Source organism: Arthrobacter sp. GmRoot5-12 (assembly GCF_059739365.1).
In genome coordinates this window covers 3,977,832-3,992,841 of record NZ_AP046056.1, presented here as the reverse complement: position 1 = coordinate 3,992,841, position 15,010 = coordinate 3,977,832, and the positions used below count along the sequence as shown (strand labels likewise).

Here is a 15,010-nt window from a genome sequence, read left to right as displayed (position 1 = left end):
GCATCCGGGCAATTGCAGCCTATTGTCCCCGCAGCCCGTCCAGCGTCCGCAGGGCCGCCTCCCGCAGGCCACCCAGGTGCGGGCCTGCCGAAAGGATGTCGCGGCTGGAGGTTCCCAGGACCAGCGGGTAGGCGTCGCCGAAGGTGGAGCGGAGGTCGGCCGGCGTTGCCCCCTGCGCCCCCAGGCCGGGGGCGAGGATGGGCCCGCGGACGGCAGCGAGGTCGAGTTCAAGGTCTTTCAGGGCACTGCCAACGGTGGCGCCAACCACCAGGCCCACGGAACCCAGGCTGCCCCCGTACCGGGCATTTTCGGCCGCTGCGGCGGCCGTGATCCTGCGGGCCACCGAGTCCTTACCGCCAACATGCTGGACGGAAGCGCCTTCAGGGTTGGACGTCAGCGCCAGCACGAAGACACCGCGCCCGGTTTCGGCCGCGAGGTCCAGCGCGGGGCGCAGCGACTCGAAGCCGAGGTAGGGGCTCAGCGTGACGGAGTCCGCCGCCAGCGGGGACCCGTCCCGGAGCCAGGCGTCGGCATAGGCGGCCATGGTGGACCCGATGTCGCCGCGCTTGGCGTCGGCGATGCTCAGGACGGACTCGTCCCGGGCGGTGGCCAGGACTTCCTCCAGGACCGCCATACCGGCCGATCCGTGCCGTTCGTAGAGCGCCACCTGGGGCTTTACCGCGGCAGCGAGCGAAGCCACCGCCTCCAGGACGGTGAGGGAAAAACGCCTCAGCCCGGCGGCGTCGTCGTCCAGTCCCCAGCTCTTCAGCAGTGCCGGATGCGGGTCGATGCCCACGCAGAGCGGGCCGCGGGCGGCCATGGCCGCGCCGAGCCGGGAGCCGAAGGACTCCCGGCCGGCGGCGGATACCGGCCTGCTGCCTGGTACCTGCTCAGGCATGCTGCAGCGCAGCCTTCTGTGATTCCGCAAGCGCGGCGGCGTGCTCCTGCAGGCTGGTGACGGACCACTCGTAGGTGCGCAGGGCTTCGATGGCCTGGACCGCGGCGTTGAACTCGGCCACCGTGGTGATGCACGGAATGCCGATGGACGTCGCCGCTGCGCGCAGTTCGTAGCCGTCGCTGCGGGCTTCGCCGCCGGAGGGGGTGTTGAAGACCATGTCGATCTCGCCGGCCACAATGAGGTCCGCGATGGTGCCTTCACCCTCGGCGCTGCTGCCCTCGGCGACCTTGCGGACCGGGGTGGCCTGGATGCCGTTGCGGCGCAGCACGTCGGCGGTGCCGCCGGTAGAGACGATCTCGAAGCCGAGGTCCGAGAGCCGCTTGACGCCCATGATCACCGAGCGCTTGTCCCGGTTGGCTACGGAGACAAACACCTTGCCCTCGGTGGGCAGCGCGTTGTTGGCGGCCGCCTGGCTCTTGGCGAAGGCGGTGTCGAAATGCTTGTCGATTCCCATGACCTCGCCGGTGGAACGCATCTCGGGACCGAGCAGGGAGTCCACCACCTTGCCTTCAAGGGTCCGGAACCGGCTGAACGGCAGGACGGCTTCCTTGACGGCGACGGGGGCGTCCAGTGGCAGGGTGGAGCCGTCACCGGTTTCGGGCAGCATCTTGTAGGCGCTGCGGAGCTGGTTGATGGTCACGCCGGTGCCGATGAGGGCCGCGGCCTTGGCCATCTGGACGCCGGTGGCCTTGGACACGAACGGCACGGTCCGGGACGCGCGGGGGTTGGCTTCCAGGACGTACAGGACGTCCGAGGCCAGCGCGAACTGGATGTTGATCAGGCCGCGGACGCCCACGCCTTCAGCGATGGCGCGGGTGGCGGTGCGGACGCGTTCGACGACGTTGCTCCCCAGGGTGATCGGCGGCAGGACGCAGGCGGAGTCGCCGGAGTGGATGCCGGCTTCCTCGATGTGTTCCATGATGCCGCCCAGGTACATGTCGGTGCCGTCGTAGAGGGCGTCGACGTCGATTTCGACGGCGTCCTCAAGGAACCGGTCAATCAGCACGGGGTGGTCCGGGGTGATTTCGGTGGCGTTGGCGATGTAGCGGGAGAGGTTGGGCTCGTCATAGACGATTTCCATGCCGCGGCCGCCCAGCACGTAGGACGGACGGACCAGGACGGGGTAGCCGATCTCGTCCGCGATCTTCTTGGCGTCCTCGAAGGAGACGGCGGTGCCGTTCTTGGGCGATACCAGGCCGGCCTTGTCCAGCACCCGGGAGAAGGCGCCGCGGTGCTCGGCGAGGTCGATGGCCTCCGGGGACGTTCCCAGGATGGGGACACCTGCGTCGGCCAGCTGCTGGGCCAGCTTCAGCGGGGTCTGGCCCCCGAGCTGGACGAACACGCCCATGACGCCGCCGGTGCGTTCCTCGGCCGCGATGACCTCCAGCACGTCCTCGAGCGTCAGCGGCTCGAAGTACAGGCGGGTGGAGACGTCGTAGTCGGTGGAGACGGTTTCCGGGTTGCAGTTGACCATGACGGTCTCGTAGCCGGCCTTGCGCAGCGCCATGGAGGCGTGGACGCAGGAGTAGTCGAACTCGATGCCCTGGCCGATGCGGTTGGGCCCTGAGCCGAGGATCAGGATGGACGGCTTGGAGTGCAGCGCAACCTCGTCCTCCTCGTCATATGCCGAGTAGTGGTACGGCGTGTAGGCGGCGAATTCTGCGGCGCAGGTGTCCACGGTCTTGTAGACGGGACGGATGCCCAGCGCCTGGCGTACGCCGCGGACCACGGCCTCGGGGTTGTGCGTCAGGGCGCCGATCTGTTCGTCGGAGAAACCGTGGCGCTTGGCGCGCTTGAGCATGTCGGCGGTCAGGGCGCCGGCCTGGCGGATTTCGCGGGAGATTTCGTTGAGCAGCTCCAGCTGGTCAAGGAACCAGGGGTCGATCTTGGTGGCTTCGAAGAGCTGTTCCACGGTGGCGCCGCCCAGGAGGGCGCGCTGGACCTGGTGCAGGCGCTCGGTGGTGGGGCGCTTGGCCTTTTCGATGAGCTCCGGCACTTCCCATTCCGGGACGGAGCTGAAGTCCAGCTGCGAGCCCTTCTGTTCCAGGGAGCGCAGGGCCTTCTGCAGGGCTTCGGTGAAGTTCCGGCCCATGGCCATGGCCTCGCCCACCGACTTCATGGTGGTGGTGAGGGTGTTGTCCGCTGCCGGGAACTTTTCGAAGGCGAACCGCGGGACCTTGACCACCACGTAGTCCAGGGTGGGTTCGAAGGACGCGGGGGTCTTCTGCGTGATGTCGTTGGGGATCTCGTCCAGGGTGTAGCCGAGCGAGAGCTTGGTGGCGATCTTGGCAATGGCGAAGCCGGTGGCCTTGGATGCCAGTGCCGAGGAGCGGGAAACGCGGGGGTTCATCTCGATGACCACCACGCGGCCGGTCTTGGGATCGATGGCGAACTGGATGTTGCAGCCGCCGGTGTCCACGCCCACCTCGCGGATGACGGCGATGGCGACGTCGCGCAGCTTCTGGTATTCGCGGTCGGTGAGGGTCAGCGCCGGTGCCACGGTGATGGAGTCGCCGGTGTGCACGCCCACGGGGTCGAAGTTCTCGATGGAGCAGACGACAACCACGTTGTCGTTCTTGTCCCGCATCATTTCGAGCTCGTATTCCTTCCAGCCCAGGATGCTCTCTTCGAGCAGCACCTCGCTGGTGGGGCTGTACTGCAGGCCCTGTCCGACGATGCGGCGCAGGTCCTGTTCGTTGTAGGCCAGGCCGGAACCCAGCCCGCCCATGGTGAAGGACGGGCGCACCACCATGGGGTAGCCCAAATCTTCGGCCGCCGTGAGGGCCTCATCCATGCTGTGGATGATGTGGCTGCGGGCGGATTCCGCGCCACAGCGTTCCACCACGCCCTTGAACTTTTCACGGTCCTCGCCCAGCTCGATCGCGGCGATGTTGGCGCCGATCAGCTCGACGTTGTACTTCTCCAGTACGCCGTTCTTGTCCAGGGCGATGGCGGTGTTCAGCGCGGTCTGCCCGCCCAGGGTGGGCAGGACGGCGTCCGGACGTTCCTTGGCGATGATCTTCTCCACCACCTCGGGGGTGATGGGCTCAACGTAGGTGGCGTCGGCGAACTCGGGGTCGGTCATGATGGTGGCCGGGTTGGAGTTCACGAGGATGACGCGCAGGCCTTCCTCCTTGAGGACACGCAGTGCCTGCGTGCCGGAGTAGTCGAATTCGGCGGCCTGGCCGATGACGATCGGGCCGGAACCAATGACGAGGACGCTCTTGAGATCTGTACGTTTCGGCATTACTTCTTGTCCTCAGTCTTGTTGTCGTTTTTGTGGTCAGCGCCTGCGGGGTGGGCCGCGTCCACGGGGTCCTTGGACGCGTTGGCGTTCCGGCCGTCCCGTGTGCCTTCCATGAGCTCGATGAAGCGGTCGAACAGGTAGGCGGCATCGTGCGGTCCTGCCGCGGCTTCCGGGTGGTACTGCACGGAGAACGCCGGGATGTCCAGGCAGGCGAGGCCTTCCACGACGTCGTCGTTCAGGCTGATGTGGCTCACTTCCACCCGCCCGTAGCGTGCCTCCGGGGCCTGCGTGGCGCCGTCGAGGGGGGCGTCCACGGCAAAGCCGTGGTTCTGGGAGGTGATCTCCACCTTGCCGGTGCGCCGGTCCATCACGGGCTGGTTGATGCCGCGGTGGCCGTAGCGGAGCTTGTAGGTGCCAAAGCCCAGGGCGCGGCCCAGGATCTGGTTGCCGAAGCAGATGCCGAAGTAGGGCAGCTTTTCGTCCAGGACCGAGCGGAGCAGCTTGACCTGGGCGTCGGCGGTGGCGGGGTCGCCGGGGCCGTTGGACATGAAGAAGCCGTCCGGGTTGACGGCCTTGACGTCCTCAAGGGTGGCGGTGGCGGGAAGCACGTGGACTCGGACGCCGCGCTCGGCGAACCGGACCGGGGTCATGGCCTTGATGCCCAGGTCGATTGCAGCGATGGTGAGGCGGGGTTCGCCGTCCCAGCCGTGGTCCTTTGGCTCCACGACGTAGGCTTCGTCCACGCTGACTTCCTCGGCCAGGCGCGAGCCCTCCATGGGGGCGCTGGCCAGGACGGCGTCGAGCAGTTCCTTGTCCGTGGCCTGGGCTGCCTCGCCGGAGAAGATGCCGGCGCGCATGGTCTTGTGCTCACGCAGGTGCCGGGTGATGGCGCGGGTGTCCACGCCCTGGATGCCCACGATGCCCTGGGACACCAGCTCTTCGTCCAGCGACCGTTCGGAGCGCCAGTTGGAGGGCCGGCGCGCGGCGTCGCGCACAATGTAGCCGGCCACCCAGATGCGCCGGGACTCGGCGTCGTCGTCATTCACGCCGGTGTTGCCGATGTGCGGGGCCGTCTGGACCACCAGCTGGCGGGCGTAGGAGGGATCGGTGATGGTTTCCTGGTATCCGGTCATCCCGGTGGCGAAGACGGCTTCGCCCAGGGCGGTGCCGGTGGCGCCGTAGCTGGTGCCGCGGAAGATGCGCCCGTCTTCGAGTACCAGCGCAGCTGGCGCTGCCGGAGCGGAGGTGGTTGCTGTCAATGTATTCGCTTTCACTGTCTTACTTTCCACTGGTGGCACCAGCCGCTGGGGCTGACGAAATCAAATCCTGAAGGGCCTGGTAGAGAACGTCCTTGTCCGCGGCGCGGCGGGTCCGGAAGCCGGTGTCCAGCTGGTGGGCACCGTGCGTCCATGCCAGCACCAGCAGGCCGTCCTTCTCCACGAACTTCCCCGCCATGCCGCTGTCCTGCCGGACATCGGAGAGGGAGGCTGCGGGGATGTACAGCGCAGGCGCACCCGACCGCTCATAGAGCACGCCGTGCGGGTACACCGCGAGGGTGGCATTGGTGCGGATCCCCAGCCCATGCACGGCAATGCGGTCCAGCCAGTCGCCGGCCGTGGTCGTGGCCACGTACTGCCCTTCGGCAGTTGCGGTGGGCTCACCGGGCACGGCGGGCACCTGGGGCAGTTGTTCGACGTCGGACTGGCGCTTGAGGCGGTTGCGCCAGCCGACGGCGAGGAGGACGAACACGACGGCGACCACCGCCAGCATGGCAAGTCCGGGAAGGATTTTGTCCATCAGGCAGCGCCTGCCGGGGTTGCGGCGGAGTCCGGGTGCGGGGTGTTGAGTTTGCCGTCAAGGACGGTGGGGTGCCCCCTGAAGAAGGTGGCCACCACCTTGCCGGGGAGTTCCCTGCCCTTGAACGGCGAGTTGCGGCCCATGGTGGCCATCTGGAAGGGGTCCACCGTCCAGCGCGCCGCCGGATCCACCAGGATGAGGTTGGCGGGTTCCCCGGCTTCGATGGGCCGGCCCTGGTCGCTCAGCCGGCCAATCGTCGCGGCCGCCGTGGACGTGACCCGGGCGAAGTCCGCCCAGGTCATCAGGCCGGTTTCAATCATGGCGTGCTGGACCACGGACAGGGCGGTTTCCAGCCCGGTCATGCCCATGGCTGCCTGCGCCCATTCGCATTCCTTGTGCTCACTGGGGTGCGGCGCGTGGTCGGTACCCACAACGTCGATCGTCCCGTCTGCCAGCCCGGCGCGCAATGCCTGGACGTCGGCATCGGTGCGCAGCGGCGGGTTGACCTTGAACACGGGGTCGTAGCTGCGCACCAGGTCATCGGTCAGCAGCAGGTGGTGCGGGGTGACCTCGGCCGTGACGTCGATGCCGCGTTCCTTGGCCCAGCGGATGATTTCCACCGAGCCGGCCGTGGACACGTGGCACACATGCAGGCGGGAGCCGACGTGCTGGGCCAGCAGGACGTCGCGGGCAATGATGCTTTCTTCGGCCACCGCGGGCCAGCCGGTGAGGCCCAGGACCGCGGAGACGTCGCCCTCATTCATCTGCGCGCCGGCAGTGAGGCGCGGTTCCTGCGCATGCTGGGCCACGACGCCGTCGAACGCCTTGACGTATTCCAGGGCGCGGCGCATCAGCACGGGGTCGTGGACGCAGATGCCGTCATCGGAGAACATCCGCACCCGGGCGCGGGAATCGGCCATGGCGCCCAGCTCGGCCAGTTGCTCCCCTGCCAGTCCAACGGTGACGGCGCCAACGGGGCGCACGTCCACCCAGCCGGCCGCGCGGCCCAGAGTGTAGACCTGCTCCACCACGCCTGCGGTGTCCGCGACGGGGGTGCTGTTGGCCATGGCGTGCACAGCTGTGTAGCCGCCCAGGGCCGCAGCCCGTGTTCCGGTCTCCACGGTCTCGGCGTCCTCGCGGCCGGGTTCGCGGAGGTGCGTGTGCACATCGACCATGCCCGGCAGGGCCACCAGGCCTGCAGCGTCGATGACAGTGGCCCCATCAGCGTCAAGGCCGGTGCCGATCTCGGCGATGATGCCGTCACGGACCAGCAGGTCCGCGGGGTCGCCGCCCAGGATGGCGGCGCCTTGGATGAGGTAGGTTCCGGTGTTGCCTGCCATCAGTTGCTCTCCTTGGGGGACGGGGCCGCGGCGGCATAGGCCGGTGCCCGGTGGGCGGCTGGTTCCCGGGTATCCCCGGAGAGCAGCAGGTACAGTGCGGCCATCCGCACGGACACACCGTTGCGGACCTGAGCCAGGACGGTGGAACGGGGTGAGTCCGCTGCGGCGGCGCTGATTTCCAGGCCCCTGTTCATTGGCCCCGGGTGCATGATGATGGTGTCCTTCATGCCCAGGTCGTCAAGGGCGCGGAGGCGGTTGTCGTCGAAACCCCACCGGCGCGAGTATTCGCGGGTGCTGGGGAAGAACGAGGCGTTCATGCGTTCGCCCTGGACACGGAGCATCATCATGGCGTCGACACCGTTGGCCAGGGTCTGGTCCAGGTCGTAGCTGACGCTGCAGGGCCATTTGTCGACGCCGACCGGCAGGAGGGTGGGCGGCGCCACCAGCGTGACTTCGGCCCCGAGGGTCCGGAGCAGCCAGACGTTGGACCGGGCCACACGGGAATGCAGGACGTCGCCGGCGATGGCGACCCGCATGCCCTTCAGGTCAGTCCCATCGGAACGCGTGCCGCCCAGGCGGGCCCAGTGACGGCGCATGGTGAAGGCGTCAAGCAGGGCCTGGGTGGGGTGTTCGTGGGTGCCGTCGCCGGCGTTGATGACTGCGGCGTCGATCCAGTCGGTTGCGGCCAGCCGGTGCGGCGCGCCGGAGGCCCAGTGCCGGATGACGACGGCGTCGGCGCCCATGGCGGACAGGGTCTGGGCGGTGTCCTTGAGGGATTCGCCCTTGGACACCGATGATCCCTTGGCGGCAAAGTTGATGACGTCAGCGGACAACCGCTTGGCGGCGGCTTCGAAGGAGATGCGGGTCCGCGTGGAGTCCTCGAAGAAGAGGTTGACCACGGTGCGTCCGCGCAGCGCGGGAAGCTTCTTGACTTCCCGCTCCCCCACGGCAGACATTTCCTCCGCGGTGTCAAGGATGCGGATGGCGTTCGAAAGGCTGAGGTCCTCGGTGGACAGGAGGTGTTTCATGCGCCGCCTTCGATCACGACTTCGTTGACCGGGGTTCCGGCGTCGGACGTGTCTGTTTCTTCGAGCCGGACCCGGACCTTCTCGGCGGAGGACGTGGGCAGGTTCTTGCCAACGTGATCAGCCCGGATGGGAAGTTCGCGGTGGCCCCTGTCGATCAGGACCGCAAGCCGGACGATCCGGGGGCGGCCCAGATCGACCAGCGCATCGAGGGCGGCGCGGATGGTCCGGCCGGAGTACAGGACGTCGTCGATGAGCACCACTACTTTGTTGTCGATGCCTGTCCGGGGCAGCCTGGTGGGGTACGGCGGCCGTGTCCCCTGGTGGGAGAGGTCGTCGCGGAACATGGTGACGTCGAGCTGGCCAACAATGGCGGCGGCGTCAACGGTGGCGTCCGCGGCGGCGATTTTTTCCGCCAGCCGGACAGCCAGCGGGTAGCCGCGGCGGGGAATGCCCAACAGGACCAGGTCCTGGGATCCCTTGTTGGCTTCGAGGATCTCATGGGCGATACGAGTAAGTGCCCGGTCAATGTCCGCCTGGCTGAGGACAACCCTGGCTGGAACCGGTGCGCTGGTGACGGAAGTCAACGCTCGTCTCCCCTTTCCCCGCCTCACAGGACGGAATTAAAAAAGGAATGTTTGCTGTTCAAAATTACCACACGGTCCCTGCCCGGCCGGTCCCCGGGTGACGCGGTACTGGTCACACCCGAACGGCGCGGGAGGCCCGGTCCTTTGTGGTGTGGTGGCCCCCGCTTAGGCTTTCGGATATGCCGATGTATCCGCAGCAGCCTTCCTCCGGCCTCCCCGACGACCCCTACCGCAGGCCCACCGGCCCCCTGCCCCGGCAGGCCAATCCCAGCTGGATGGGACAGGTGCAGCCCGAATACTACCGCGCCGCCCCCGGACACCAGGGCCACCCGCTGGCTGCAGTGGTGCCGCCGCAGGCGCAGGAAGCCGCGCTGCGGGCATCGCGGACCCGCAGCGGGCTGGCGGGCCTGACGGTTGCGGGCGGCGTGCTTGCTTTCCTGAGCCTGTTCCTGGTGGTGCCGTTCCTGCTGTCCAACACCGGCGCCGCCGGTTTCCTAATTGGTTTCCTGGCATCGCTGGTCCCGCTGTCGGTGGTCCTCGCTGCGGTCCACATCATCGACAGGTGGGAACCGGAACCCAAGCGGCTGTTGTTCTTTGCCTTCACGTGGGGTGCTGCGGTGTCCGTTGCCGTGACCCTGCTCATCCAGCCGTTCTTCGTGATCGCCTTCCAGTTCACCGACGAACCCGACCTGCAGACCTACATGGCCACCGTCCAGGCCCCCATCGTCGAGGAGTTCGCCAAGTCCCTTGGCCTGCTCATCCTCCTCCTCGCGGCGCGCCGGCAATTCGACGGTCCCGTGGACGGGGTGGTGTTTGCCTTCACCATCGCCGGCGGCTTCGCCTTCACCGAAAACATCCTCTACTTCGGCAGGGCCATCGCGGAATCGGCATCCCCGGCCAGCGACTTCGCCCAGGTGTTCTTCCTCCGCGGTGTCATGTCCCCCTTCGCCCATGCGATTTTCACCGGCACCACAGGCCTGGTCATGGGCGTCGCTGCCAGGCGCTGGCACACGGGCGCCTCGATCGGCGCCTTCTTCGTGGGACTGCTGCCGGCCATGTTCCTGCACAACAGGTGGAACAGCATGGGCGGCGGCTTCCTGCTGGACTACATCATGGTCCAGGTACCGATCTTCGTGCTGGCAGTGGGCGGCATCATCTTCCTGCGGGTGGCCGAAAACCGCCTTACCCGGCAGCGGCTGATGGAGTATTCCGCTGCGGGATGGTTCACGCCCGCGGAAGTCCAGCTGCTGGCCACCCGCGGCGGCAGGCGCATGGTCCTGGCATGGGCTGCGGGTTCGGGCAGGAAGCGGCAGATGAAGCAGTTCGTGAAGGCGGCCACCCAGCTTGCCAACACCCGCCAGCGGATCCTGAGCGGACGCGATGTTCCGCTGCACCAGGCCGAGGAAAGGCAGCAGCTCCAGCGGATCGTGTCCCTGAGGGCGGCAGTGGCCGGATGATGTGAACCGCTGGCACGCAACAGGGCCCCGCCGGATGGCGGGGCCCTGTTGCGTGGTGGAAAGGCTACGCGAGCAGCGAAGGCTTCAGCTGCTGCAGCCGGCCCAGCAGGCCGTTGATGAACTGCGGCGACTCGTCCGTGGACAACGTCTTGGCCAGCGCGACGGCCTCACTGACCGCCACGCCGTCGGGGACGTCGTCGTTGTACAGCAGCTCCCAGGTGCCGATGCGCAGGATGATGCGGTCTACGGACGGCATCCGCTCCAGGCTCCAGCCCTGCGAGTACGTCTCCAGGAACTCGTCAATGGCTGCCTGCTGGGAAAGCACGCCTTCGACGATTTCCAGGGTGTAGGGGTTGACCACCTGGTCGGTCTTTTCCCGGCGCGCACGAAGCACGTCGAACGCCGAAACGGAGCGCTGCTCCGCCTCGAAAAGAACATCCAGTGCCCTGTTGCGGGCTTTACCGCGGGCGCTCACTACTCAGTGACCCGGCCCAGGTAGCTGCCGTCGCGGGTGTCCACCTTGACCTTGGTGTTGTTCTCGATGAACAGCGGAACCTGGATCTCGTAGCCGGTCTCCAGCGTGGCGGGCTTGGTACCCGCGGAGGAGCGGTCACCCTGCAGGCCCGGCTCGGTGTAGGTGATTTCGAGGACGACGCTCGGCGGCAGTTCAATGTAGAGGGGGTTGCCGTCGTGGATGGCAATGTTGACCATCTGGTTCTCGAGCATGAAGTTGGTGGCGTCGCCCACCGTGGCACCGGAGACGGTGATCTGGTCGTAGTCGGAGGTGTCCATGAAGACGAAGTCCGCACCGTCCTGGTACAGGTACTGGTAGTCGCGGCGGTCCACGGTGGCCGTCTCGATCTTGAGCCCGGCGTTGAAGGTCTTGTCAACAACCTTGCCGGACATCACGTTGCGCATCTTGGTCCGCACAAAGGCGCCGCCCTTGCCGGGCTTGACGTGCTGGAATTCGATGACGTTCCAGAGCTGGCCCTCAAGCTTCAGGACCGTTCCGTTCTTAATGTCGTTAGTGGTTGCCACTGGTTTCCTCTGGTTTCTTTGTCTGGCCGCGTGGTCAGATGCTGTATGCCGGGCGGGCACGCCACAACGGCCCGCCTGCACGTGTTTGTCAAAAATCGCGTGGATGCAAAAATTCCACAACCATTCTACCGGTAAATCGGAGCGGGCCTTTCCGCCGGCGCTGCCGGCCGGCTCAGCAGGCCAGGTCCAGAACGTCCCTGGCACGCTGGAGGGCCACCGTGGAGGAATAGATCTGGGCGGCATCCGCCGATTGCGCCACCCCCAGGTCAAGCGCCCTGGAGAAGGACTCCACCGCCGCGGAGGTTTGGCCGGCTGCGTACTGCGTGCGGCCCAGGTACTGCAGGGCCAGGGCCTCCCGCGGCGTGCCGTGCGCCTCAGCCAGGAGCTGCCGGAACAACCCAATGGCACGGTCCATGCGGTGGCTGACGCTGAGCACCTCGGCTTCGAACACACGGAGCAGGAATGATTCCGGGTCCTTGAAGCGTGCCTCGGCCAGCAGTTCGGCAGCTTCGGACGCGTGGCCCTCAACCAGCAGCACGAAGATGTGGTCAGCGGGGTCGGTGGAGGCGGCCAACGCCTCCCGCACCGCGTCCTCGTTGACGACCTGGGGCAGCAGCGAGTCCGGATTGATCCGGATACCCGGGAAGCCGGCCTCGGGCCAGTCGGAGGTTCCGCTCATGTTGCCCTGCATCAGGAGGCAATTTCCTGGTAGGCCGCAAACAGCAGCGAGGTGTCCGGGACGTCGAGGATCCCCGGTTTGGCGATGCCGTCAAGCACCACGAAGCGCAGCAGGTCGCCGCGGGATTTCTTATCGCGCCGCATCCCGTCCAGCAGGCCCTGCCAACGGTCCCGCCGGTAGGTGACCGGGAGCCCAAGGCCTTCCAGGATGCTCCGGTGCCGGTCGGCGTCGGTATCGCTGAGCCGGCCCACGCTGCGGGCAAGTTCCGCTGCGAACATCATGCCCACGGACACGGCGGCGCCGTGCCGCCAGGAATACCGTTCCACCAGTTCGATGGCGTGTCCCAGGGTGTGTCCGTAGTTCAGGATTTCCCGCAGCCCGGACTCTTTGAGGTCCTCGGAAACAACTTTTGCCTTCACGGCGATGGCCCGCACGATAAGTTCCCGGAGCACGTCGGAGCGCGGGTCAACCACGGTGGCCGGGTCCTTTTCCACCAGGTCAAGAATGGCGGGATCGGCAATGAAGCCGCACTTGATCACCTCGGCCAGTCCGGAAATGATCTCGTTCTTCGGCAGCGTGTCCAGGGTGTCCAGGTCCGCCAGGACGGCGGCGGGCGGGTGGAAGGCGCCGACGAGGTTCTTCCCCTCCGCGGTATTGATGCCGGTCTTGCCGCCCACGGACGCGTCCACCATGCCCAACAGGCTGGTGGGCATGTGGATGACTTTGACCCCCCGCAGCCAGGTGGCGGCGACGAAGCCTGCCAGGTCGGTCACTGCCCCGCCGCCGACGGCGACGATGGCGTCCGAGCGGGTGAAGTCGTTTTGGCCCAGGACCTGCCAGCAGAAAGCTGCCACCTGGATGTGCTTGCCTTCTTCGGCGTCCGGGATTTCGGCGGTGAGGGAGGTGAAACCGGCGGCTGCGAGTTCATCGCGGACGGTGTCGCCGGTGAGGCGCAGGGCGCGGGGGTGGATCACCAGGACCCGGCGGACGCGCTCCCCGAGCAGCGCGGGAAGGTCACCAAGCAGGCCGCGCCCGACGACGACGCCGTAGTTGTTGCCGGCACCCTCGCCGGTGACGTTGATGACTGTTGATTGGGTGTTCACTTTTCAACTTCCTGTTTGGCAGCTGCGTGGTTCCGCAGTGCTGCTTCCAGCCGGCCGCCGAGCTCGGGTATCGAGCCGTGGCGGACGTCCAGGGTGATGTCGGCCAGCTTCTCGTAGACCGGCCTGCGGGTGGCGAACATTGCTGTCCAGCGGCCCATGGCGTCGCCGGCAAGGAGCGGCCGGCCGGAGTTCCGGGCAATCCGGTCGGCGACGGTGTCGGCGTCGCACTCCAGGTACACGACGGTGCAGTGGCTGATCAGCTGCTGCGTCCCCGAGTCGAGCACCGCTCCCCCGCCGAGCGAAATAACAGTGGTTGTCCCTTCGGCTTCCTCAACGGCGCGGGCGACGGTCCGCGCCTCAATTTCCCGGAAGGCGTGTTCACCGCGGCCCGCGAAGATCTCGGCGATGGATCCGTGCCCGGCAACGATCACGGCGTCCGTGTCGACAAACCGGACGCCCAACTGCTGCGCCAGCTGCTGGCCGATGGCCGATTTGCCCACGGCCATGGGGCCGATGAGCACAATCGGCCGGTCGCCGACAGATCCGGTACTGCTGCGGTGGAGCACTACTGGCCGATCGAGTCCAGGGATGCCGGGATGTTGTCCAGGTAACCCTTGATGTTGCGTGCGGTTTCCGCCACGGAGTCACCGCCGAACTTTTCGATGACAGCCTCGGCGAGGACCAGGGCCACCATGGCCTCGGCCACCACGCCGGCGGCCGGGACTGCACAAACGTCCGAGCGCTGGTGGTGGGCCTTGGCCGGTTCACCGGTGCTGACGTCGATGGTCCGCAGGGCACGCGGCACGGTGGCGATGGGCTTCATGGCTGCACGGACGCGGAGGACATCCCCGATGCTCATGCCGCCTTCGATGCCGCCGGCACGGTTGCTGGCGCGCACAATCCGGCCGCCGCCGTCGCGGACGATCTCGTCATGGGCGGCAGAACCGCGGCGGGCTGCGGTGAGGAAGCCGTCGCCCACCTCCACGCCTTTGATGGCCTGGATCCCCATGAGGGCCGCAGCAAGCCTGGCGTCCAGCCGGCGGTCCCAGTGCACGTAGCTGCCAAGTCCCGGCGGGAGGCCGTAGGCAAGGACCTCCACCACGCCGCCCAGTGTTTCGCCTTCCTTGTGCGCGGCGTCCACCTCGGCCACCATGGCGTTCGACGTGTCACGGTCGAAGCAGCGCAGGGGGTCGGTATCCAGGGCAATGACATCGCCCGGTACGGGCAACGGACGGCCTTCGGGCACCGTCACGCTGGCAATGGACACGGTGTGGCTGACGAGCTCAATGCCGAGGTGCTTGAGGAACTGCGCCGCTACGGTGCCCAGCGCCACCCGGGTGGCGGTCTCCCGCGCGCTGGCGCGTTCCAGCACCGGACGCGCTTCGTCGAAGCCGTACTTCTGCATGCCGGTGAAGTCCGCGTGCCCCGGACGGGGACGCGTCAGGGGCGCGTTGCGCGCCTGGTCGGCGAGGAGTTCGGGGGCCACCGGGTCGGCGGACATGATCTGCTCCCATTTGGGCCATTCGGTGTTTCCCACCTGGATGGCAACGGGGCCGCCCTGGGTGATGCCGTGCCGGACACCGCCGAGGATGGTGACCACGTCCTGCTCGAACTTCATCCGCGCACCGCGGCCGTAGCCAAGGCGGCGGCGGGCCAGGGAGTCTGCGATGTGCCCGCTGGTGATTTCCACACCGGCGGGGACGCCCTCAATAATTCCCATCAGAGCCGGACCATGGGATTCACCGGCAGTCAACCAACGCATAATTTCCATCCTGCCAC

At 67.2% G+C, this 15,010-nt stretch carries 14 protein-coding genes; 1 reads left to right on the top strand and 13 read right to left on the bottom strand.

The annotated features are described in order from the left end of the window. Positions 1-19: 19 nt before the first annotated feature. From pyrF to pyrR, 7 genes are read right to left on the bottom strand one after another with little or no spacing between them, the layout of a single operon-like run. Entirely contained in the window at positions 20-898 is an 879-nt protein-coding gene (pyrF, locus tag AC6JAM_RS18560; protein ID WP_018769304.1) for an orotidine-5'-phosphate decarboxylase, read from the bottom strand. Next, entirely contained in the window at positions 891-4,205 is a 3,315-nt protein-coding gene (carB, locus tag AC6JAM_RS18555; RefSeq protein ID WP_134164710.1) for a carbamoyl-phosphate synthase large subunit, read from the bottom strand. The genes pyrF and carB overlap by 8 nt, the downstream gene beginning before the upstream one ends. After that, positions 4,205-5,503 carry a glutamine-hydrolyzing carbamoyl-phosphate synthase small subunit gene (gene carA, locus AC6JAM_RS18550; RefSeq protein WP_043424936.1) on the bottom strand — a complete coding sequence of 433 codons (1,299 nt, stop codon included), beginning with the start codon at positions 5,501-5,503 and terminating at the stop codon, positions 4,205-4,207. Before carA ends, carB begins: the two co-directional genes overlap by 1 nt. Further along, entirely contained in the window at positions 5,484-6,002 is a 519-nt protein-coding gene (locus tag AC6JAM_RS18545) for a PH-like domain-containing protein (protein ID WP_018769307.1), read from the bottom strand. The genes carA and AC6JAM_RS18545 overlap by 20 nt, the downstream gene beginning before the upstream one ends. Continuing rightward, positions 6,002-7,342: a dihydroorotase gene (locus AC6JAM_RS18540; protein WP_018769308.1), complete on the bottom strand. Its 1,341-nt coding sequence runs from the start codon at positions 7,340-7,342 to the stop codon at positions 6,002-6,004. The genes AC6JAM_RS18545 and AC6JAM_RS18540 overlap by 1 nt, the downstream gene beginning before the upstream one ends. After that, positions 7,342-8,370 (bottom strand): aspartate carbamoyltransferase catalytic subunit, encoded by a 1,029-nt coding sequence (locus AC6JAM_RS18535; RefSeq protein ID WP_497935509.1) that lies wholly within the window; start codon positions 8,368-8,370, stop codon positions 7,342-7,344. Before AC6JAM_RS18535 ends, AC6JAM_RS18540 begins: the two co-directional genes overlap by 1 nt. After that, entirely contained in the window at positions 8,367-8,954 is a 588-nt protein-coding gene (pyrR, locus tag AC6JAM_RS18530; RefSeq protein WP_018769310.1) for a bifunctional pyr operon transcriptional regulator/uracil phosphoribosyltransferase PyrR, read from the bottom strand. The genes AC6JAM_RS18535 and pyrR overlap by 4 nt, the downstream gene beginning before the upstream one ends. 185 nt (positions 8,955-9,139) lie before the next feature. Between pyrR and AC6JAM_RS18525 the strand changes: the two genes are divergently transcribed. Next, positions 9,140-10,411 carry a PrsW family intramembrane metalloprotease gene (locus AC6JAM_RS18525; protein WP_497935982.1) on the top strand — a complete coding sequence of 424 codons (1,272 nt, stop codon included), beginning with the start codon at positions 9,140-9,142 and terminating at the stop codon, positions 10,409-10,411. Positions 10,412-10,475: 64 nt separating this feature from the next. On the opposite strand, the gene nusB is transcribed toward AC6JAM_RS18525, so the two are convergent. The 6 genes from nusB to aroC form a co-directional block, all read right to left on the bottom strand. Continuing rightward, on the bottom strand, positions 10,476-10,886 hold the full coding sequence (gene nusB, locus AC6JAM_RS18520; RefSeq protein ID WP_018769312.1) for a transcription antitermination factor NusB: 411 nt from the start codon (positions 10,884-10,886) through the stop codon (positions 10,476-10,478). Beyond that, complete coding sequence (gene efp / locus AC6JAM_RS18515) at positions 10,886-11,449, bottom strand: elongation factor P (protein WP_018769313.1); 564 nt, start codon at positions 11,447-11,449, stop codon at positions 10,886-10,888. The genes nusB and efp overlap by 1 nt, the downstream gene beginning before the upstream one ends. Positions 11,450-11,621: 172 nt before the next feature. After that, complete coding sequence (locus tag AC6JAM_RS18510; protein ID WP_497935505.1) at positions 11,622-12,140, bottom strand: tetratricopeptide repeat protein; 519 nt, start codon at positions 12,138-12,140, stop codon at positions 11,622-11,624. Beyond that, on the bottom strand, positions 12,140-13,231 hold the full coding sequence (gene aroB / locus AC6JAM_RS18505) for a 3-dehydroquinate synthase (RefSeq protein ID WP_134164706.1): 1,092 nt from the start codon (positions 13,229-13,231) through the stop codon (positions 12,140-12,142). Before aroB ends, AC6JAM_RS18510 begins: the two co-directional genes overlap by 1 nt. Further along, the gene (locus tag AC6JAM_RS18500; protein ID WP_018769316.1) at positions 13,228-13,797 is read right to left on the bottom strand and encodes a shikimate kinase; all 570 of its coding nucleotides are present in this window, start codon (positions 13,795-13,797) and stop codon (positions 13,228-13,230) included. The genes aroB and AC6JAM_RS18500 overlap by 4 nt, the downstream gene beginning before the upstream one ends. Beyond that, positions 13,797-14,996 (bottom strand): chorismate synthase, encoded by a 1,200-nt coding sequence (aroC, locus tag AC6JAM_RS18495; RefSeq protein WP_026265774.1) that lies wholly within the window; start codon positions 14,994-14,996, stop codon positions 13,797-13,799. Before aroC ends, AC6JAM_RS18500 begins: the two co-directional genes overlap by 1 nt. Positions 14,997-15,010: the final 14 nt, after the last annotated feature.

What these genes read in the sequence shown, in the direction of transcription:
- pyrF (WP_018769304.1), bottom strand. Translation starts at nt 898, where the DNA reads ATGCCTGAGCAGGTACCAGGCAGCAGGCCGGTATCCGCCGCCGGCCGG.
- carB (WP_134164710.1), bottom strand. Translation starts at nt 4,205, where the DNA reads ATGCCGAAACGTACAGATCTCAAGAGCGTCCTCGTCATTGGTTCCGGC.
- AC6JAM_RS18545 (WP_018769307.1), bottom strand. Translation starts at nt 6,002, where the DNA reads ATGGACAAAATCCTTCCCGGACTTGCCATGCTGGCGGTGGTCGCCGTC.
- AC6JAM_RS18540 (WP_018769308.1), bottom strand. Translation starts at nt 7,342, where the DNA reads ATGGCAGGCAACACCGGAACCTACCTCATCCAAGGCGCCGCCATCCTG.
- AC6JAM_RS18535 (WP_497935509.1), bottom strand. Translation starts at nt 8,370, where the DNA reads ATGAAACACCTCCTGTCCACCGAGGACCTCAGCCTTTCGAACGCCATC.
- AC6JAM_RS18525 (WP_497935982.1), top strand. Translation starts at nt 9,140, where the DNA reads ATGTATCCGCAGCAGCCTTCCTCCGGCCTCCCCGACGACCCCTACCGC.
- AC6JAM_RS18510 (WP_497935505.1), bottom strand. Translation starts at nt 12,140, where the DNA reads ATGCAGGGCAACATGAGCGGAACCTCCGACTGGCCCGAGGCCGGCTTC.